Here is a 19,355-nt window from a genome sequence, read left to right on the forward strand (position 1 = left end):
ATCCCAACAACCTCCCTTACAGACGCGATCGCCACTACGCAAGACTCACCCACAACAGATACCGCCGAAATATCCAATAAACCGTCATAGAACTCACGTAGACTGCCATCAATCGCATGGCTGAATCGCCTCAAAATCCGCCGCCCCAAAACACAACACCCGATCCTCTGATGACCGAGCCCGAGCTCGTCTCCTCCGACCTCACCGCCAACGCCACCCCTCCATCCGCCCCACCCCCAGGCCGCCGCGCCGCAGCCACCTTCATCTTCTTCACCGTCGCCCTCGACATGCTTGCCCTCGGCATGATCGCCCCCGTCCTGCCCCGCCTCATCGAAAGCTTCCTCCACGGCGACACCTCCTCAGCCGCCCGCATGCTCGGCCTCTTCGGCACCGTCTTCGCCGCCATGCAATTCTTCTTCTCCCCCATCGCCGGCTCTCTCTCCGACCGCTTCGGCCGCAGGCCCGTCGTCCTTCTCTCCAACTTTGGCCTCGGTCTCGACTACGTCCTCATGGCCTGGGCGCCCGCACTCAACTGGCTCTTCCTCGGCCGCATCATCTCCGGCCTCACCTCCTCCAGCATCCCCACCGCGATGGCTTACATGGCGGACGTCACCCCACGCGAGCGCCGCGCCGCAGCCTTCGGCCTGTTGAACGCAGCCTTCGGACTCGGTTTCGTTCTCGGTCCCGCCATCGGCGGCCTGCTCGGCAACATCAACCCCCGCCTGCCCTTCTGGGTCGCCGCAGCCCTCTCCCTCATCAACGGTCTCTACGGCCTCTTCGTCCTGCCCGAATCCCTCTCCAAAGAAAACCGCAGCCCCTTCTCCTGGACACGCGCCAACCCCGTCGGCTCACTCACCCTGCTGCGTCACGGCGGCATGATCGGCATCGCCGCCATCCTCCTGCTCGGCTACATCGCCCAGCAGGTCCTCATGAACGTTTATGTCATCTATGACGACTATCGCTACCACTGGACCAACCGAACCGTGGGCCTCTCGCTCGCCGTGGTAGGAGTCTTCACCGTCATCTACGGCGCATTCCTCATCAAACCCGTCGTAGCCAAATTAGGCGAGCGCGGCGCCATGACCATAGGCCTCATCGGCGGAGCTCTCGGCTACTCCATGATCGGCTCTTCCAAAACCGGCCTCCTCGTATGGATCGGCATCCCCTTCCTTAATCTCATGTCCTTCACCTGGCCCTCCGCTCAAAGTCTTCTCTCCCGCAAAACCAGCCCCTCCGAACAGGGCCAGCTCCAGGGAGCCGTCAACGGCCTGCGCGGCATCGCCGGACTCATCGGCCCCGGCTTCTTCACCTACATCTTCAGCAAATCCATCGGCATCGGCGCCATCGTCCGCACCCCCGGCGCACCGTTCTACGTCGCCGCCTCCATGCTCCTCATCGGCCTAATAGTCACCCAATACGCCACCCGAACTCCCAAAGCCGTGCTACAACTCTGATTGCTAAGCCGAATCCCGTTCTCCACGCATCACATCCCACAAACGCCGCATCGAACAGCCGTATTCGCAAGAAATCGGAGCCCTGATCGTTTGGGTACGGCGACGCTAGCCTTCCGTCTCCAGTCGAGTCGATAAGAGCTTTTCAACCATGGCTGCAACTCAACCAGGAGGATCTATGGCCACAACGTCAGGCGTAGCAGCAACCATGAAGGTTGCGCAGATTACCAATCCCAAAACCGGTTTCCAGATCGTCGAGCGCGAGATCCCCAAGCCCGGCGCAGGGCACGTGCGCATCAAGGTGCAGGCCTGTGGTGTCTGCCACAGTGATGTGCTCACCGTGGAAGGTTTCTGGCCCGGCATTGAGTATCCCCGCGTCCCCGGACACGAAGTAGCGGGCGTCGTCGATGAACTTGGTGACGGCGTCTCCAACTGGAAGAAGGGGCAACGTGTCGGCGTCGGCTGGCACGGCGGTCACGACAATACGTGCTCCGAGTGCCGGCGTGGAGATTTTAACAACTGTAAGAACATGAAGATTGCAGGCATCAGCTATGACGGCGGATACCAGCAGTACATGGTCGCCCCCGAGGAGGCGCTGGTCGCAATACCCGACAGCCTGAGTGACGTCGAAGCAGCGCCTCTGCTCTGCGCTGGCATCACGACCTACAACGCACTGCGGCACAGCGGTGCGCTCCCAGGCGACCTCGTCGCGGTGCAAGGAATCGGCGGCCTGGGTCACCTGGGAGTTCAATTCGCAAACAAGTCTGGCTACAAGGTCGCAGCCATCGGACGTGGGCCGGAAAACGCCCCGCTTGCAAAGAAGCTTGGCGCAACTTTCTACATCGACAGCAAAGCGACGAAGGCGGCGGAGGAGTTGCAAAAGCTTGGCGGCGCAAAGGTGATTCTCGCAACAGCTCCAGACTCGAAGTCAATAACCGAGTTGATCGACGGTCTGGGACCAAACGGCAAACTCGTCGTCATCGGTGTGTCCTTTGATCCCATCGAGGTCACGCCGGTACAGCTCATCACCGGTCAGAAATCCATTCAGGGATGGGCTTCAGGAACGCCATCCGACTCCGAGGACACTCTGCGCTTCTCCGAACTAACCGGCGTCCGTCCCATGATCGAAACCTATCCGCTGGAGAAAGCCGCCGAAGCGTACGCGCGAATGATGAGTGGCCACGCACAGTTCCGCGTCGTTCTCACCATGTGAAGTCAGCCAACGCAGGAACATCAGTACAGTTCCGCTCGATCGTTCGGTCGCGAAGCTTGGGCGATGCCCTGCAATGATCCGCGTCGCCCAGGAGCCCCCGCAAGTGCTGTCTGAAATTCCTTTAGTGCGAACTCGGGTTGTTTTTGCTGCAGGAGCAAATCTCCAAGCTGTTCGCGCGCAGGCACAATCGGTCCCGGTGTCACCGCCTGCTTTTCGATGGCGTCCTCCTGGTCGGCTGCGGCGCGCAGCAACACCGACGCTTGATGCGTGTCGCCGCTCGCCTGCGCGGACCACGCCATGACTTCGCTCGCCAAAACTCCGGTCTGAGTGGACCAATAGTTATCCCCCGAAGCACGAAGCTGCGCCTCGATCTGCCGAAGTCGATCCGCGTCCTCGCGCGCGTCCTTTACACGCCCAGTCCGGGCCAGTCCCATTCCCCTGGCCCACACCGCGATCGCGACAACCGAAGGCGGTGCGCCTGACGGGAGTGCGATGCTTGAGGCGTCGTCCCATCGACCTCGCTCAACCGCGTAGCGGATGGGAATAGCAGTAGCCGCATAGGCTATTCCGAAGTTGCTCATATCCAAATTCGGCATAGCCTTCAGGTCCTGAATGACCTGGCTCACCTCTTTGTCGCTTCCCGTCTGTAGATACGCGTAGACCAGATAGTCCATCGCATGCAGCTCATCCAGGGTATCGCCACGCTCGTGCGCGGCCTTCCTTGAGGCGAGATTGGACTCGATGGAGTCGTTCCACAATCCCAGCCTGGTAAAGATGTGCGATGGCATATGCAGAGCATGTGGTGCCGAGGGAGCAATCTGCGCGTAGGCTCTCGCAGCCGGGAGACCACGTTCGGCAAGCTCCTGACTATCACAGGCATGAATAAGATAGTGAGCGATTGCTGGATGGTTCGGGTACTCGCGGCTCAGCGGCTCCAGAAGATCGATTGCCTGCTTTTGCTTCGCGTGTGTTTTATCGGTCGGAGATGCATTGGACAGAAGAGCCAACGCATAGAACACCCGTGACTCAACATCTCTGCCGTTCTCTCGAGCGACCTCTGCCATCGCCTGCTCGTAGGCAGCGGTACGCATGCTGGAGGTGAGGCCGTCGGATTCTTGATAGAGCGCGCCGAGCGCATGAATGAACTTCCGTTCCCGCTCAGACTTCGCGCTCAGACGCGTCGCCTCCAGCATCTCCTTTTGGCCCGCGGGAAACACTGAAAGCGGCAGACTCGGGGACCAAACCTGATGGAAATAGGTCATAGCCACACCCCAGTGCGCCATTCCACATTGCGGATCCACCCTGGCTACCCCCCGGAATGTTTGTTCCGCAGAAGCGTAGGCGAAGGAATGCAGCAGAGCTACGCCACGGTTGAACTCTTCCTGCACCGAAGGCGCGCACGAGATCGGAAACGATACATCTCCCAATCTTTCGGGGGTGCCGTGATCGTGCATCTCATGCGCCGACGACAGGGATGCAACAAACAACAGGCAAAGCCAGACTCGGCAGAGACGACGCATATTTACCTCTCACAAAGAGTAGCCGCCCTACGAACGGCTCGACCCAGAGACCAGAGCCCGATAGTTCTCGAGTGCGCCAAGGTGGTTCTGGTCGGATCGCAATCCGACGTACCCATCCGGGCGAACCACCAGAAGTGTAGTTTCCTTGATGCCGAGCAGATCAGCCCCGGCAGGCTGCAACTGTCCAATCTCAACCGGCAAGTCAGCATGACTTCCAAGTGCAACCGCCGCTTCAAACAAGGGCGAGTCGGCGGCGAGATCCTGCAACGCAGCGTGAAGCTCCACGAGTGCCGATCGGTCTGCTTTCGGCCCAGCCAGAAGCATCAGAGTATGTCTTGCACGGTGAGCAAGCTCGTGCAGTCCGCGAGGCTGCATCTCTGACCTCTCGCCAGCCCACTGCACAAGGATCGTGTCAGGCAAGCGATACCCAGGTGCGAGATCGTCGTTAGCATCGCCCATGATGATCGGTGAACGGGAATACTCAAGATTCAGTTCGGTCTCCGCCATCACTCGCTGGTGCAAGTTGTCCGGATCGGCAAGCATGGCCTTGATCGCCTGATCCCTGCTATCGCGTTCCGTCGGATCAGTCATCGTTTGGGCTTGTTCGAAGTCATCGCCGGATTGCGTGAACATCTCAGCGATGGGCCGCCGCTCAGCCTCGTAACTATCCAGCAGCGCCGAGTCGGCAACACCGTCGTGGACAAGAGCAAGTTTCCACGCCAGATTAAAAGCATCCTGAATGCCGCAGTTCATCCCGTGTCCTTCCGACGGCGAGCAGAGGTGCGCCGAGTCGCCCGCCAGAAACACCGCGCCCGATCGAAAACGACTAGCCACTTTGGTGTAACAGTTGAATCGCGTCGGGTTCTCTACGTCGACAAAACGTACAGCAGGTGCATAGACACGAAGAGTCGAAGTCGCATCAGCGACGATATCCGAATCTTCCGAGCTCGGCCTCAAATAAACGCGCCAGCGCTTACCTGGCAGCGCTGTCATGATGATCGGGAGCAAATCGTGATAGGCGAAGATGCCTTCGTACGTATCGCTCCAACCTTGCGCCGTAGCGTCGAAGACCGCCCACTGCTTGGCAATTTTGTGTCCCTCAAAACCGATGCCACTCAGTTCACGCGTCGCGCTGTGTATGCCATCGCATCCCACCACCCACCGCGCGTCCACCTGGTAGCGCTCACCATCGCGCTCAATCTCAGCCAGCACGCCCTCCGAATAAGGTGTCAGCCCAACAAGTCGACACGATCGATTCACCTCACCACCCTGCTGAACCAGATACTCCGTGAGAATCGATTCAGTGACGTCCTCGGATAGACCAAGATTAAACCCGTAGACGCTTCCGCACGTCGACAGATCAATCATTCCGAGCACGTTGCCCCCGGAGTAAATCTTGATGACTCTCTGTCTGCAACCAACGTCAAGCAATTTGTCGACGAGTCCCAGCGACTCAAATATCTGGAGCGAGCGAGGATGCACCACCGTCGCGCGGTCCCAGTGAAGCGGCCCCGGCCGCGCATCGATCAGATGGCACGGAACTCCGCGCCGCCGAAGCTCTGAAGCAAGAAGCAGCCCCGTCGGCCCGGCACCGACCACAAGCACAGAAGTCCGGCGCACCGCGCCGCCGCCTTTATCCTCCGCCGATACCTTGTCTGAACCGATGTCGAAATCTTTCACATCGTCCCTCCACTCGCATCACTTCTTCAGCGACTTCACCAGCTGCTTCCAATCCAACTCCGTCTGGTCAGCATAAGCCTCCGCAAACGCCGCAACTGCTTCATCAAACCGCGGCGATGTCCCCAGATATCCCGCCACCATCGCACTATCTCCAGCCCGAGCATGCCCTCTCGCCAACATCTCCCCGCAAACGCCCGCATACTCCAATAGTCCAACCGACTTCAAATTCTCCAACTGAATCGAAGCCTTGTGATCGTTCAACTGCCTCACCAGATAATCCCTGCCGTCCATCGTCGTCCATCCTAGAAACGGATCCGACTGCAGCTGCATCGCGCGCTCCCCATTCACCACTCTCTGTCCGTGGTGCTGCCTTGCTCTTCGCCCCTTCAACTCACCCTTCACATACGGCGCATACCCGGACGGAACCTCCTCCTTCACCTGCAGAAAAAGTGGATCCTTCGGCCCCTTGCCCTCCATATAGATCACGTAGTCCCGCAGCCCCACCGACCCTGTCCCCACAACCTTGAAAGCCACATCCATCGGCCTGTACTGCGCGAGAAAATGTCTTCGCTCCGGTTGCAAGCTCTGGGCATACAGAGTCAGCGCATCCACCACCTGCTCCGCAACACCCCCTGTCACCCGCTTCAAATTCGGAGGAATCGTCCGAAACACCCGCTCCGGCCTCTCCACCTGCTTCGCAACTTTGCCAGTCTTCACGCCCTTCTTCACAACAGACTTTTGCTCCTCCACCTCAGTCAGCGTCAGCAGCGTATGCCTCGGCGTAGCTCGCTCGGCCATCAGCAAAATCCCCGCCACAGGCGACACCTGTCCCAGCCGATGCACCTGGTACCTCGCCACCTCCAGAACCGGCATCCTCGCGAACGCATGCATCTTCATCCGATACTGCTCCAGAAACACCGTCGCAGCCTCCCTGCAATGCAAGCTTTTCGCTCCCGCCCCACGTCCCGCCAGCACCAAACTCGTCGCCATCCGTTTCACGTCCCACTCGAACGGCGCCACAATCGTCTCGTCAAAATCGTTAATGTCGAAGACCAGCCGCCCATCCGGCGCCGCGAATGCCCCCAGGTTCCTCACATGCGCATCGCCGCAAAGCTGATTGCAGATCCCCGTGTTCTGCATCAGCGACAGGTCGTACGCCATCACCGGCACTGCCCCGCGAAAATATCCAAACGGCGACGCCGCCATCAACTGATTCTTCAGCGCCACCAGCGCAGGAACGCGCCCGCGCGTCGACACCTCCAGCAGCTTCAGCGGACTTTCCTTCCGCTGCTTCGCGGTCCACGTCCGATGATGCATACGCCGCATCTGTTTCCGCCGTTGCTGTCCAAAAACATAGCTCTCCTTCGCACTCACCGTTTGCGTAGTCTCCATCCTCACTCCTCCACAAATCTGCAACCAAGAGTCTAGTCCACTCGCGTTGCAAATAACCGCCAGCGGTCAGCACCATGATGTATTCTTGCCCGCATAAGCTCAGTCCATCCGGCAGCTTCCAACGAGGTCCCACAATTTCAATGCCCCGCGTTCGCACCCCCGAAATATCCCGGAATGAGCCCATGCTTCTGCTCGCGGTCATCGTCCTTATCCTCTACTTCGCGCGCGATCTCCTCATCCCCCTCACCTTCGCGCTCACTCTCTCGTTCGTGTTGGCCCCGGCCGTCAGCCGCCTCGAGCGCCGACGCGTCCCACGCGTCCTTGCCGTCGCACTGACCTGCATCGTGGCTTTCATCGGCATCTTCAGCGTGGGCTATGTCGTCTCCCGCCAGCTTCTCAACGTAGCCAACGACCTCCCGGCCTATCGCCTCAACATCCAGCGCAAGATGGCCACCGTCCACTCTCCCGCCGAACAATCTCTCGAGAAAGCCTTCAACGCAGTTGAGGGCATCAGCGGCGACATCACCACAACTGCTCCGCCCACCGCTCTCCAGCAACCCCTGACACAGATTCAGCCTGTCCGCGTCGTCGACACCGACCGCTCCCAGCTTCAAGCCACCGCCGACCTCCTCATGCGCTTCCTCCGTCCCATCGGAACCGTAGGCGTCGTCATCGTCTTCTCCATCTACCTCCTCATGAAACGCGAGGAGCTGCGCCACCGCATTCTCCTGCTCGCAGGCATGGGACGCATCAACCTCATGACCCAGGCCCTGCAGGAGGCCGCCACCCGCATCAGCCAATACCTGCTCTTCCAGTTAGCGGTCAACGCAGCCTACGGCATCCTCTTCGGCGGAGGCCTCTATCTCATCGGCGTACCCGACGCCACCCTCTGGGGAGCCCTCGCCGGAATCCTCCGCATCGTCCCTTACGTCGGTACCGCCACCAGCCTCGCCCTTCCCCTCATCGTCTCGCTCGCCATCTCCACCACCTGGTTGCCGCCCATCCTCATCCTCGGCCTCTTCCTCGCGCTCGAACTCACCGCCACCAACTTCGTCGAACCCTGGCTCTACAGCACCCGCACCGGCATCTCCTCCCTCGCCCTCCTCGCCATGGCTATCTTCTGGGCTCTCCTTTGGGGATGGCCCGGCCTCATCCTCTCCACCCCGCTCACTGTCTGCATCGTCGTCCTCGGCCGCCACGTACCGCAGCTGTCCTTCCTCCACACCCTCCTAGGCACCGACGCCGAGCTCTCCGCCGAAGCCCTCTTCTACGAGCGCCTCCTCGCCATGGACCAGCAGGAAGCCCGCGCCGTCGCCAATCGATTCCTCGATGGCAAGCCCCTCGTCGAGCTCTACGACTCCGTCCTCATCCCCTCCCTCGCACTCGTCGAACAGGATCGTCACCAGGGCAACCTCGACGACAAGCGCTCCGACTTCTTCTTCCTCACCATCGGCGAAATCGTCGCCGAACTCACCGATTACCACCAGAAGGAGCCAGCCGACTCCGCCCCCACAACCCCACGACGCATCTCACGCCCCGTCGAAACCGACTTCGCCGTCGTCTGCATCTCCGTCAGCGATCAGGCCGACGAGCTCACCACCCTCATGCTCGGCCAGCTCATGGAGCGTGCCTCTCACCCTACCCTCCTCCTCTCCGCCGCCTCCGTTGCAGGCGAGATCCTCGACTCCCTCGCCGCCGAGCCCACCACCGTCGTCTTCATCTCGGCCCTCCCTCCCTTCGCCTTCTCCCAGGCCCGCGCCATCTGTCAGCGCGTCCGTTCTCACCTGCCCAACAACCGCATCGTCGTCGGCCTCTGGAACTCCCCCAGCGATCCCGACCAGACCCCCGAACAACTCATCGAGCGCTTCGGCAGTGGCAAACCCAACACCATCGTGACCTCACTCGCCCAGGCCCTCCAGCAGGTCACGAACTGGCATCTCCAGCAATCGAGTCAGTTCATGCGCTTCTAAACGCCAGCCTGAACGCGAAGAAAGTCCAACCCGGCGCATGCTTTCAGACACGAAACGGAGTGTCCCCCTCAATAATCCAGCTAGAATCTCGCCATGGAAGACAACCGTTCGACCTTTAGTTCTGTCCTGACGCTCGCGTTGGCCCATGCGCTCGATCACCTCTCCCCCGACGACCACCGTCCCGTGAACGCTCCCGCTTCGCTCGCCACCCTGCGTCAAAGACTCGACCTTCCTCTCAACGAAGCAGGCATGGGACCCAAGGTAGTCCTCAACGATCTCGTCTCAGGCGTCGATGGCGGCATCATCGACTCCGCCGGAGGCCGCTTCTACGGCTGGGTCATCGGAGGCTCACTCCCCGCTGCTCTCGCTGCCGACTGGCTCACCTCGACCTGGGATCAAAACGCCGGCCTCTTCGCCTGCTCCCCCGCAGCAGCCGTCGTCGAGGAGACAGCAGGCCGATGGCTAAAAGAGCTTCTCCATCTCCCCACCTCCGCCAGCTTCGCCTTCGTCACCGGCGCTCAGATGGCCCACACCACCTGCCTCGCAGCCGCCCGACACGCTCTTCTCGCGCGCAATCACTGGGACGTCGAGCAGAATGGTCTCTCCGGCTCTCCCACCATCCGCATCCTCACCAGCACCGAGAAACACGGCACCGTCAACCGCGCCGTTCGCCTTCTCGGTCTCGGCGAAAAAAACATCACCACGCTCCCCGCCGACCCCGACGGCCGCCTCTCCGAAGAATCGCTCAGACAAGCCCTCGAAGCCGAACCCACCACCCCCACCATCGTCGTCCTTCAAGCCGGCGACCTAAACCTCGGCGCCTTCGACAACTTCGCCACCCTCATCCCTCTCGCAAAAAAACACAACGCCTGGGTTCACGTCGACGGAGCCTTCGGTCTCTGGGCCGCTGCAAGCCCGAGCCTCCGCCATCTCCTCGAAGGCGTCGAAGCTGCCGACTCATGGGTCGTCGACGGTCACAAGTGGCTCAACGTCCCCTACGACTCCGGCTACGCCTTCGTGGCCGATCGAGCTGCCCACCGCGCCTCCTTCGCCTACCACGCCACCTACCTCACCCACGACGAGAACAACGCCCGCGACCAGATGGACTGGAACCCTGAATTCTCACGTCGCGCCCGCGCCTTCGCAACCTACGCCGCCATCAGGCAACTAGGAATCTCCGGCGTAACCGACCTGATCGATCGAACCTGCACCCACGCAAACGCAATCGTCACCCGCATTGGCGCTCTCCCCAACGCCGAGATCCTCGGGACGCCTCAAATCAACCAGGGCCTCCTCCGCTTTCACCATCCCAACCCCGAAGCCACCGAGCAGGATCACGACGCCTTCACCAACCGCGTCATCGCCGAAATCCTAGCCACCGGCGAAGCCTTCTTCACCGGCACAACGTGGCGAGGCCTCCGAGCCATGCGCGTCAGCGTCTGCAACTGGCAGACCTCCTCCACAGATGTGAATCGGGTCTGCCGCTGCGTCTCAAAAGTTCTCGAAAAAATGTCCGCGAACGAGCGAACTAATTAACCGAAGTCCGCTGCCGCTCCACGCCATCCAGAGCAACCCAAAGCGCCTTCGCCGCACGCTCTCCAGCCGCCAGCACAGCCTCTTCATCCTCGGGCGCACCCGCAAGCTGCTTATCGATCAACTCGCGCCACACACTAGCATGCGCAACATCGGCCGTCTGATGCAGCGTGAAGTAACGCGCCGCCGCACCCTCGGTCCCATAATGCTCCGCCAACCCTTCAGCCTTGGTCGTCGCAATCGCCGGCACCTTCGACTCATACGCATACAGCGCCGCCATCGCAGCCGAAGCCTTCTCCTCCTGCATCAGCTCACGAAACGTCGCCATCAGCGCCGTCATCTCAGGCTGCACCGCACGCCCTTCAACTTCCCCACGCGAAGCACCCATCCGTGCAGCAAAATCCATCCACAAATCGCTATGCGCACGAGCCGTCGCCGCATCCACGCCCTCTTCTTCAGCAAGGTTGCGCAATACCTCACGCCGCATCTCCCCATCCGGCAGCCGCGAGTGCAGCGCGCTCAGATAAGTCGGAAACGCCGACACATGATGCCAGTACTCCGCCGCATACTCCCGCAGATCCTCGCGCGTCAACTCACCCTTCGACCACGCCTGATAAAACGGGTGCTGCAACAGGTTGAACGGCGCAACGCGCTCCTCGAAACGGCTCCAGAACCCAGCATTCCTCGAAATCGTCAAAGACATAATCAAGCTCCAATCAAAAAATTGCGCGCAGCAGAACCATACGTTGCGCTGCTGTCAGTGTACCGCGCCCCCAGCCGTCACGTAGATCCACATGCGGAAATCTACTCCCCGCCAATCCCATCTACGAACCAGAACTCACTCAGCCCGAAGAGCCTCCGTCGGATCCACCGAAGCCGCACGCCGCGCCGGAATCACCGCAGCCACCACTGCTATCAGAACAACTCCACCAACCGTTATCACGACCGACGCAGGATCGAGGCTACTCGTCCCAAACAGCAACCCCCGCACCACACGCGCAACCGCAAACGCCACCACTCCCCCAGCAACCAGCCCAAACACAACAGGCCACGCAATCTGACCAAGCACCAGCCGCACCACATCTCCACGCGTCGCCCCAACCGCGATCCGAACCCCAATCTCCCGCGTCCGCTGCGCAATCGAGTAAGACAGCACGCCATACATCCCAACACCGGTCAGCATCAGCGCCAGCAGCGCAAACACATCCAGCAGAATCGCCGTCACCCTCTGTCGCGCCACCGTGTCCGACAGCACCTCATCCATCGTCTGCACGTGATAGATCGGCTGAGTCGGATCGATCTCATGCACCGCCTCACGCACCGCCGACACCACACTCTCCGGAGCAAGCTGCGTTCGCACCAGCACCACCGCGTGCGTTCCAAATCCCGGCATATACATCACCGGCTCCGCCTCCGCACTCACGCCCACCTCACGCGCATTCGACACCACACCATAGATCGGAAACTTCTCCGGCTTCGGATCCAGCACTCCCAGCAGAAGAGTCGTCTCCACCGGATCTCGGCCAGCCAAATACCGATCCACAAACGCCTGATTCACAACAAACAGAGCCGTACCCTTCTCAAGATCCTTCTGCTCAAACAGCCGTCCCTGTCGCAGCCCAAGCCCCATCGTCTTGAAGTAGTCAGGACTCACCGTGCGAAGCTGCGCAAACGGAAACGTCCCCGCCGCCGGCTTTGGCGCTCCCGCAATCAGGAAGCGCGACATCGAAAGCGAACTCTTCAGTGGAATCTGCGTTGTACTCGCAACCGACAAAACTCCCGGCACACGTCCCACCTTCTCCAGAAGCTGTCCATAAAACCGATTCGTCTCCGGCGTCTCGTCCTGATACCTCGGCTCCGGCAGCGTTATCTCGAAGCTAAGCAGATGATCTGTACGAAATCCGGGATCGACCGCCGCAAGTCTCTGAAAGCTGCGCAGCAATATCGCGCCAAGAAACAGCACCACCACCGCGAAGGCAATCTCAACTCCCATCAACAGGCTCTTACTCCGTCGCCCCGTGCTGCTCTGGTCTCCCGGCCGTAGCGCATCCACCAACTCACGTGGCCGCTTCATCACCGGCAACAACCCAAACACAAGTGCCATCAGCGTACACACGCCAAACGTCACCAGCAGCACCGGCACGCTCAATCGGATCGACTGAATCAGCCCATGGTCTACCCCGGCGGTATGCGACAGCGCAACCCGCAACAACGGCAGCGTCACCGCAGCAAAGGCCGTCCCCAACCCACCGCCAAGCACACAAAGTATCAACGTCATCGTCAACGACTGGCCAAACAACCGACCTCCACTGGCTCCGAGCGCCTGCCGAATCGCAATCTGACGACGGTCCGCAGCAGCTCTTACCATCAGCAGGTTCGCAACATTCGCGCACGCAATCAGCAGCACCAGCACCACCGAACCCATCAGGCTTAACATCGCAGGACGCAGCGCTCCGACAAGCTGCTCACGCAAAGGCCGCAGCACCACGCCCACCGATCCATTCGTAGCCGGATAACTCAGCGCCAAACCTCCAGCCACCGTCTGCATATCCGCCCGCGCCTCCGCCACCGAAACCCCAGGTCGCAGCCGTCCCAGCACATTCACCGTATGCCACACCCGCGACTCCTGCTCCTCCTTGCTCAACAACGAGAGCGGAAGCCACACCTCGCCCTCCGCAGGAAACGCAGCACCCGCAGCCAACACGCCAATCACGGTATAGGCCGCGCCATTCAAATCGACCGTGCGCCCAATCACACCACGGTCGCGACCAAAGTATCGTTGCCAGGCGTCCGCGCTCAGCACCACAACATGGTTGTTCCCCGCACTGTCATCCTGCTCCACAAACGTGCGGCCAAGCTGCGGCGTCGCACCCAGAAGCGAAAAGAAATTTCCCGACGCCAGCACCTTGCGCACCTGCTCAGCCCGGCCATCGACAACCAGTGACATCGTCTCCGGCCCTCTCGTAGCGTAAGCCGACACCTGCTCAAAACTCTTTTGCTGCCGCTTCCAATCCAGATAGTCAGGAAACGTGACCTCAGCCCCGGCCACTACCTGCGGATGCGTCTCATAGATCCCCACGACGCGATCCGCACTCTGAAACGGCAGCGACTTCAGCAGGAGCGCATACACCGCGCTAAAAATCGCCGCATTCGCCCCGATCCCCAAAGCAAGCGTAAGCACCGCCGCAACAGTGAATCCCGGCGCTCTACCCAACTGCCGCACCGCATAGCGAATATCGCTGAACAAATTGTCCATAGGGGGTGTCCGTCCTTGTCAGGTAGACGAGAGGACTAACCCATAGTCACGCGAAACAAAAAAATCGGTGCAAGCAAGCTCAGTCCCAACGAACCTACACCCGCTCCAGCAGCTCCCCCACCGTCAGCCCCAGCACAGGATGCACCCACTCCGGCGCAATCTCCTTGAGCGGCTCAAGCACAAACCGGCGCTCCTGCATTGCAGGATGCGGCAACGTCAGCTCCTCTGTCTCCATCACCACATCGCCCCACTCTCGATCGGCGTAAAGCAGCAGATCCAGATCAATCACCCGAGGCCCCTTCGCCACCGACGCCGCCCGGTCCCGACCCATCGCCCGTTCCACGGTAAGCAGCTCGCGCAGCAAAGCGACCGGCTCTAAATCGGTCTCAAGCAGTAAAGTCCCGTTGAGAAACCTCGGCTGCTCCACAACTCCCTCCGGCTCCGTATCGTAAAACGAAGAGACCCCGGTCACCTCACCCAACTCCGCAATCAATCCGACGGCCTGCTCAAGATTCGCCTGGCGGTCTCCAAAGTCAGAATCAAGATTTGACCCCAACGCAATCGCTGCGACAGCCTTCATCCATGCACCACCTGAAAACAGTGCGCAGCAGCCACACAAATCACCACATCTTCACCACAATCCACCATCACCCAACCACGCATTTTCACCACAGAATTACGAAACCGTTGCTGGCTGCAACCTTCCCAACATTCCAGCCGGTTCCGCCACTTCATCATACCCGTGAGCCAGCTCCCACGCCGACCGGTCACGCATAAGTCGTTGCACAAGAGCAGTATGCATCGCATGTCCCGCCCTCTCGGCCACCACCCATCCCTGAATCCTGCGCCCCGCTAACGCCAGATCCCCAATCAAATCCAGCACTTTATGCCGAACAAACTCATCGTCGAACCGAAGTGGCCCATTTTCAACACCTTGCCGCGAAAGAATAATAGCGCTCTCGTCCGAAACCCCACGAATCAGCCCCATATCCCGCAACATCGCCTCATCCTCTTTAAACCCGAAAGTCCGCGCGGGAGCAATTAATTTAACGTAATCCCCAGTCGCCAGATCACCCTTAAACGTCTCATATCCAATGGGTTGCGGAAAGTCGATCGTGTACTGAATGCGGTACCCGGTCCCCGGATAGACCCCGATAAACTTCGATCCCTCCCGAACCTCAACCTCTTTTAAAATCTTTAGATACTCCCGCTTTCGCCTCTGCTGTTTAAGTCCCACAGAATGAAAGGCTTGCACATAAGGCAAAGCACTCCCATCCAGAATGGGGACCTCAAGATTATCCACCTCGACGATCACGTTATCCACGCCAAAGCCGATAAGAGCAGAAAGCAAATGTTCTGTAGTTGAAATCAGAACGCTTTGCCGCATAAGGCTCGTCGCGTAGCTCACCTTAGCGACATTCCGTCCGATCGCGGCAATCTCGAAGTTATCTAAGTCTGTGCGACGAAAGACGATACCAGATCCAGCCGGTGCCGGGATCAACCGCATGAGCACAGGCGCCCCGCTATGCAAGCCAACGCCACTGAACTCTATCTCCGAACGGATTGTCTGCTCAAAATGAGCTTCCAAAGCCACGAAACGGCGCCTCCGACAAAACCACTTCCGAGATTACAACCGAAAACAATACGAGCGATGTGGCAAATAAGCCACATAACCACCTTCGAAATGACTACTTTTTTCCTCAGGAAACTCGCAAACTAACACCTTTGATTGCTATAACATCCGTCCATGGATGCCGCTGCGATCCTCAACGCCGTGGAAAAGAAAAAAGGGTGGCTACAAGACACTCTCCGAGAACTTGTCCAGCAGGAGTCTCCAAGTGAAGACCGGCAGGCAGTTAACGCAGCCGTAGGCTTGGTCGAACATTGGGCCGGAAACATGGGAGGACGAGCCAGACGCCATAGGCAGCGCCAATTCGGCGACGTTTTGGAGCTTCGTTTCGGTCCCGCGCGCTCCCTTCAAGAGCCCGTTCTGCTCCTCGGCCATCTCGATACCGTCTGGCCACTAGGGACCATCCAAAAGATGCCATGGCGTAAGGCTGAGGGACGATTGTGGGGACCCGGCGTGCTGGACATGAAAGCCGGCGTAATAATGGCTCTGACTGCCATTCAAACCTTGCATCAGCTGAAGTTAGCGCGCCCAGTAATTCTTCTTCTGAACAGCGACGAAGAGGTGGGGAGCACCATTTCTCGTCCTGTCACGGAGAAGTTAGCTCAAGTGTCTTCCGCGGTTCTGGTTCTCGAACCCGCCCAGGGACTCGCCTACAAGACCGCGCGCAAGGGAGTAGGCCAATACAATGTGCAGGTTACAGGCATTGGCGCACATAGCGGAGTCGACTTCGAACGCGGCCATTCTGCCGTGCTGGAACTGGCAAAACTCATCCAAACCATCTCCGGATTCACCAATCTCGAGCGAAAACTGACGGTAAATTGTGGTGTCATCGCTGGTGGAACACGGTCCAATGTAGTCCCTTCACACGCCTCCACTGAGGTTGACGTCCGCATCGCCAAAACCAGCGACGCCGCCTACGTCGACAAACTCTTCCGCAGCCTCAAAGTCTCCGACCCTCACTGCAAACTCACCATTACCGGCGGCATCAACCGCCCCCCCATGGAACGCAAACCCGGCACAGTCGCCCTCTTCAAAAAGGCGCGGTCGCTCGCAGCAGAACTCGGCTTCGCGCTCGAAGAAGCCTCAACCGGCGGCGGCTCGGACGGCAACTTCACCGCCGCCCTCGGCGTGCCCACGCTCGACGGCATGGGCGCAGTAGGAGACGGAGCCCACGCCGCGCACGAATCAATCATCATCGAACATCTCGTCCCGCGAACAGCTCTGTTAGCAGCGATGATCGCCAGCATCGAATGAACCGACCGTCTAAACCTTCTCCACGACAGGCCCACTCTCCGCCTCAGCGTGCGCCAGCGCCGCAATCGTGCGAGCAATCGGCAGACCGACCACGTTGAAGTAGCAACCCTCGATCCGCGGGATCCAACGCGCAGCATAGCCCTGGATCGCATACGCCCCGGCCTTATCAAGCGGCTCGCCACTGACGATGTATCGCGAGATCTCAACGTCGGTGATCACATTAAAGGTCACCTGCGTGATATCGAGATCCCGAACCGTCCTCTTCGCAGAGATCGCTGCAATCCCCGTCAGCACAGCGTGAGTGCGTCCACTCAGCATCTCCAGCATGCGACGCGCATCAGCGCTATCGACGGGCTTGCCCAGAATGTTGCCTTCAACGACGACGCAGGTATCTGCACCCAGAACAACCAGCGGGTCATCAGCCGAATCTGAGGACCGATGAGCGTTCCAGACCGCCTGAGCCTTCTCTTCAGCCAGCCGCTGGACGTAAGCAGCGGCGGCTTCATTCGGCAGAAGGTCTTCGTTAAGATTTGCAGCCTCTGCGGTGAACCTGAGACCGGCCTGCGTGAGAAGTTCGTGGCGACGTGGCGAAGCGGAGGCAAGAATAAGCATCACCTTCTGAGACTATCGGCACAGCCGCCCATCCGCAAAGTCTCCCAGCCCGAAGCAGGAACTAACTCTCAACCGTCTCCACCGTAACCCGCGCCTGCATCGTGTGCGTAGCGCCCGGAGCAAGCGTGATCGTATCCTTCGCAGCATTGACCGTTTCAATCGCCACAAACTCATGCCACTCCGTCGGATCCATATCAGCTAATTTCGCCGCTCCATCTTCCCACGGATTCCATACGACCGTTGTCGTCGATCCGGTCTTCGCGACGTTGATGTGGCGCTTGCCCGCATGATCCTTCAGCACGCAGGTCGCAGTCGTGTCCAGATACACGCGATCGGTCGGCCCTGCCACTGTGATGTCACCTTGCTGCAGCTTCTTATTGAAGTTGTCGACCTTGTCGAGATAGCTCACGCCGTCAAGGCCGGAGATGGCAATCTCATGAATATCCGTCACCGCATAATAGGTATGTAGCGCTTCCTCAAACACGAGTGGCGCACCAGCATCGTTGGCCACCGTAAGCTGCATCGTCAGAGTGCGCCCGATGGTCAACTGATAGGCCAGGCGGAACTGATCGAATCCCAGACTGCGGCTAAGCTCGTTAGGCCCCAGCGTAAGCGTAAGGTGCAGATCATCGCCGGCGAGCGCGGCAAAAACAAGCGTCCAATCCTGAATCCTCGCGAAGCCATGCGACGGCCCTGTCTTTCCGTCGTGGCGGTTCGCAAACCACGGAAATGCAATCGGCACTCCACCACGAATTGCCTTCCCTGGCACCAGTTCGGTCTTGCGGCTGGTAAAGATCACAGGCTGGTGTCCAGCGGGCTGCCACGCTGCCAGGTGAGCGCCTTGCAGATACACGGTTGCGGTCGCATGCGGAGTCGTAATGTCCGCGTGAATGAGCCCGCTCGGCGTCGCGTGAAATACAAGAACACCCGGCAGACCAAAGTGTTCGTTCAGTTGATTGATATCCATATGTTCCTTTTCCATGCACCTGGTTTACAGCAGCCGTAAAAACAACCCGTCAACAACAACTTAGATCTGCGAGTAAGCCGTTGGGCTCAAAACTAAGTTCGAAATGTTACTCACGATCTCTTCGAAGTTGTAGCGCGGTGAACTTCTAAGTTTGATCCATTCAGGATCCGCCCGAAACTTATCCCACTTCGCATTCAGGTCGGTCAAATCGGCAAAGCTTAGCATGTACGTCAGGTTCGGCATGCGCGGGCCGATCAGCGTGTCGCTGTAAAAAACCTGACTAAATCCTGCACGCTGGAAGATATCAAACTCGCCGTGGTGAAACATCTCAACCTTGCGAACGTGGTCCTGGCTACTCGGGCTCTCGTAGGTGCGCAATTGAAAGATTCTCTTGCCATGCTCAGCCGTCGCAGCTGGCGGAGTCAGTTTAGGCCATCCTTCAAAAGCAATATGAAGTGAACTATCGATCCGTTGAAATGCGGGCGCGGTTGCCGGCGCATCCCAGAAGGGTTCTGCAGCTTTCATGAACTGCTCATCGTGAACAAGCTGCAACTCAGCCGAGATAAGCGTCTCGAGCTTTGAGCACGGCAACAAAAGATAAAGAGTTGGCGTCTCGGGTCCTATGTCCAGATGAAAAGCGCCAACCGGCGCAATTCCCATCCGATTCAACGCAGGAATCAATGCGTCCGATATGTAACTCTCAGTGAGCTTAATCTGCGGCCCAGTCTGCAGGTGATACTTGCGAATCTCATAATATTCGCGTGATTTTCCAGAGGAGGTCTGCGCGGACGACTGATTTGCGAGCGCGAAAGCGGAAGTTGCAAGAGTAGCGGTCAAAAAATCACGTCTTTCCATCAAGTCTCCCGGTAAGCAGCTA

15 protein-coding genes are annotated in these 19,355 nt (G+C 59.3%); 5 read left to right on the plus strand and 10 right to left on the minus strand.

Going from position 1 to position 19,355, the window contains the following annotated elements; all coding sequences use genetic code 11:
* Positions 1-116 precede the first annotated feature (116 nt).
* Both RBB77_RS02195 and RBB77_RS02200 read left to right on the plus strand, forming a co-directional pair.
* Positions 117-1,454, plus strand: a complete 1,338-nt coding sequence (locus RBB77_RS02195; RefSeq protein ID WP_353064548.1) for a TCR/Tet family MFS transporter — start codon at positions 117-119, stop codon at positions 1,452-1,454.
* Between the two features lie 175 nt (positions 1,455-1,629).
* Positions 1,630-2,664, plus strand: coding sequence for an alcohol dehydrogenase (locus RBB77_RS02200; protein WP_353064549.1), 1,035 nt, complete (start codon positions 1,630-1,632; stop codon positions 2,662-2,664).
* Positions 2,665-2,684: 20 nt separating this feature from the next.
* Here the strand turns inward: RBB77_RS02200 and RBB77_RS02205 are convergent, their stop codons facing one another.
* The 3 genes from RBB77_RS02205 to RBB77_RS02215 are packed head-to-tail and all read right to left on the minus strand — an operon-like array spanning position 2,685 to position 7,256.
* The gene (locus RBB77_RS02205; RefSeq protein ID WP_353064550.1) at positions 2,685-4,184 is read right to left on the minus strand and encodes a hypothetical protein; all 1,500 of its coding nucleotides are present in this window, start codon (positions 4,182-4,184) and stop codon (positions 2,685-2,687) included.
* A 27-nt stretch (positions 4,185-4,211) separates the two neighbouring features.
* Positions 4,212-5,864, minus strand: coding sequence for an FAD-dependent monooxygenase (locus RBB77_RS02210; protein ID WP_353064551.1), 1,653 nt, complete (start codon positions 5,862-5,864; stop codon positions 4,212-4,214).
* An 18-nt stretch (positions 5,865-5,882) separates the two neighbouring features.
* On the minus strand, positions 5,883-7,256 hold the full coding sequence (locus tag RBB77_RS02215) for a DUF2252 domain-containing protein (protein ID WP_353064552.1): 1,374 nt from the start codon (positions 7,254-7,256) through the stop codon (positions 5,883-5,885).
* A 182-nt stretch (positions 7,257-7,438) separates the two neighbouring features.
* Here RBB77_RS02215 and RBB77_RS02220 point away from each other — a divergent pair, with 182 nt between their 5' ends.
* The gene (locus RBB77_RS02220; protein WP_353064553.1) at positions 7,439-9,226 is read left to right on the plus strand and encodes an AI-2E family transporter; all 1,788 of its coding nucleotides are present in this window, start codon (positions 7,439-7,441) and stop codon (positions 9,224-9,226) included.
* A 93-nt stretch (positions 9,227-9,319) separates the two neighbouring features.
* Positions 9,320-10,762 carry a pyridoxal phosphate-dependent decarboxylase family protein gene (locus tag RBB77_RS02225; protein WP_353064554.1) on the plus strand — a complete coding sequence of 481 codons (1,443 nt, stop codon included), beginning with the start codon at positions 9,320-9,322 and terminating at the stop codon, positions 10,760-10,762.
* Here RBB77_RS02225 and RBB77_RS02230 read toward each other — a convergent pair.
* The 4 genes from RBB77_RS02230 to lpxC form a co-directional block, all read right to left on the minus strand.
* A complete protein-coding gene (locus tag RBB77_RS02230) occupies positions 10,755-11,462 on the minus strand; it encodes a CADD family putative folate metabolism protein (RefSeq protein WP_353064555.1) in 708 nt (235 codons plus the stop codon). The two genes, RBB77_RS02225 and RBB77_RS02230, sit on opposite strands and share 8 nt — an antisense overlap.
* Positions 11,463-11,597: 135 nt before the next feature.
* Positions 11,598-14,015, minus strand: coding sequence for an ABC transporter permease (locus RBB77_RS02235; protein ID WP_353064556.1), 2,418 nt, complete (start codon positions 14,013-14,015; stop codon positions 11,598-11,600).
* 94 nt (positions 14,016-14,109) lie between these two features.
* The gene (gene folK, locus RBB77_RS02240; protein ID WP_353064557.1) at positions 14,110-14,595 is read right to left on the minus strand and encodes a 2-amino-4-hydroxy-6-hydroxymethyldihydropteridine diphosphokinase; all 486 of its coding nucleotides are present in this window, start codon (positions 14,593-14,595) and stop codon (positions 14,110-14,112) included.
* A gap of 96 nt (positions 14,596-14,691) precedes the next feature.
* A complete protein-coding gene (lpxC, locus tag RBB77_RS02245; RefSeq protein ID WP_353064558.1) occupies positions 14,692-15,609 on the minus strand; it encodes a UDP-3-O-acyl-N-acetylglucosamine deacetylase in 918 nt (305 codons plus the stop codon).
* 351 nt (positions 15,610-15,960) lie between these two features.
* Between lpxC and RBB77_RS02250 the strand changes: the two genes are divergently transcribed.
* Positions 15,961-16,899: a M20 family metallopeptidase gene (locus tag RBB77_RS02250; protein WP_353064559.1), complete on the plus strand. Its 939-nt coding sequence runs from the start codon at positions 15,961-15,963 to the stop codon at positions 16,897-16,899.
* A gap of 9 nt (positions 16,900-16,908) precedes the next feature.
* Here RBB77_RS02250 and RBB77_RS02255 read toward each other — a convergent pair whose 3' ends face one another.
* The 3 genes from RBB77_RS02255 to RBB77_RS02265 all read right to left on the minus strand — a co-directional run bounded on the left by RBB77_RS02255 (position 16,909) and on the right by RBB77_RS02265 (position 19,333).
* Positions 16,909-17,511 carry a Maf family protein gene (locus RBB77_RS02255; protein ID WP_353064560.1) on the minus strand — a complete coding sequence of 201 codons (603 nt, stop codon included), beginning with the start codon at positions 17,509-17,511 and terminating at the stop codon, positions 16,909-16,911.
* Between the two features lie 61 nt (positions 17,512-17,572).
* Complete coding sequence (locus tag RBB77_RS02260) at positions 17,573-18,478, minus strand: D-hexose-6-phosphate mutarotase (RefSeq protein ID WP_353064561.1); 906 nt, start codon at positions 18,476-18,478, stop codon at positions 17,573-17,575.
* A 60-nt stretch (positions 18,479-18,538) separates the two neighbouring features.
* Positions 18,539-19,333: an NIPSNAP family protein gene (locus RBB77_RS02265; RefSeq protein ID WP_353064562.1), complete on the minus strand. Its 795-nt coding sequence runs from the start codon at positions 19,331-19,333 to the stop codon at positions 18,539-18,541.
* Between the last annotated feature and the right edge of the window lie 22 nt (positions 19,334-19,355).

Origin of the sequence: Tunturibacter psychrotolerans, from assembly GCF_040359615.1 — a bacterium.
GTDB classification, from domain to species: domain Bacteria; phylum Acidobacteriota; class Terriglobia; order Terriglobales; family Acidobacteriaceae; genus Edaphobacter; species Edaphobacter psychrotolerans.

Excerpts from the sequence above, each read along its gene's own strand:
- RBB77_RS02205 (WP_353064550.1), bottom strand. The coding sequence starts at position 4,184 with ATGCGTCGTCTCTGCCGAGTCTGGCTTTGCCTGTTGTTTGTTGCATCC.
- RBB77_RS02230 (WP_353064555.1), bottom strand. The coding sequence starts at position 11,462 with ATGTCTTTGACGATTTCGAGGAATGCTGGGTTCTGGAGCCGTTTCGAG.
- RBB77_RS02265 (WP_353064562.1), bottom strand. The coding sequence starts at position 19,333 with ATGGAAAGACGTGATTTTTTGACCGCTACTCTTGCAACTTCCGCTTTC.
- RBB77_RS02215 (WP_353064552.1), bottom strand. The coding sequence starts at position 7,256 with ATGGAGACTACGCAAACGGTGAGTGCGAAGGAGAGCTATGTTTTTGGA.
- folK (WP_353064557.1), bottom strand. The coding sequence starts at position 14,595 with ATGAAGGCTGTCGCAGCGATTGCGTTGGGGTCAAATCTTGATTCTGAC.
- RBB77_RS02200 (WP_353064549.1), top strand. The coding sequence starts at position 1,630 with ATGGCCACAACGTCAGGCGTAGCAGCAACCATGAAGGTTGCGCAGATT.
- RBB77_RS02235 (WP_353064556.1), bottom strand. The coding sequence starts at position 14,015 with ATGGACAATTTGTTCAGCGATATTCGCTATGCGGTGCGGCAGTTGGGT.
- RBB77_RS02255 (WP_353064560.1), bottom strand. The coding sequence starts at position 17,511 with ATGCTTATTCTTGCCTCCGCTTCGCCACGTCGCCACGAACTTCTCACG.
- RBB77_RS02225 (WP_353064554.1), top strand. The coding sequence starts at position 9,320 with ATGGAAGACAACCGTTCGACCTTTAGTTCTGTCCTGACGCTCGCGTTG.
- RBB77_RS02195 (WP_353064548.1), top strand. The coding sequence starts at position 117 with ATGGCTGAATCGCCTCAAAATCCGCCGCCCCAAAACACAACACCCGAT.
- RBB77_RS02260 (WP_353064561.1), bottom strand. The coding sequence starts at position 18,478 with ATGGATATCAATCAACTGAACGAACACTTTGGTCTGCCGGGTGTTCTT.
- RBB77_RS02220 (WP_353064553.1), top strand. The coding sequence starts at position 7,439 with ATGCTTCTGCTCGCGGTCATCGTCCTTATCCTCTACTTCGCGCGCGAT.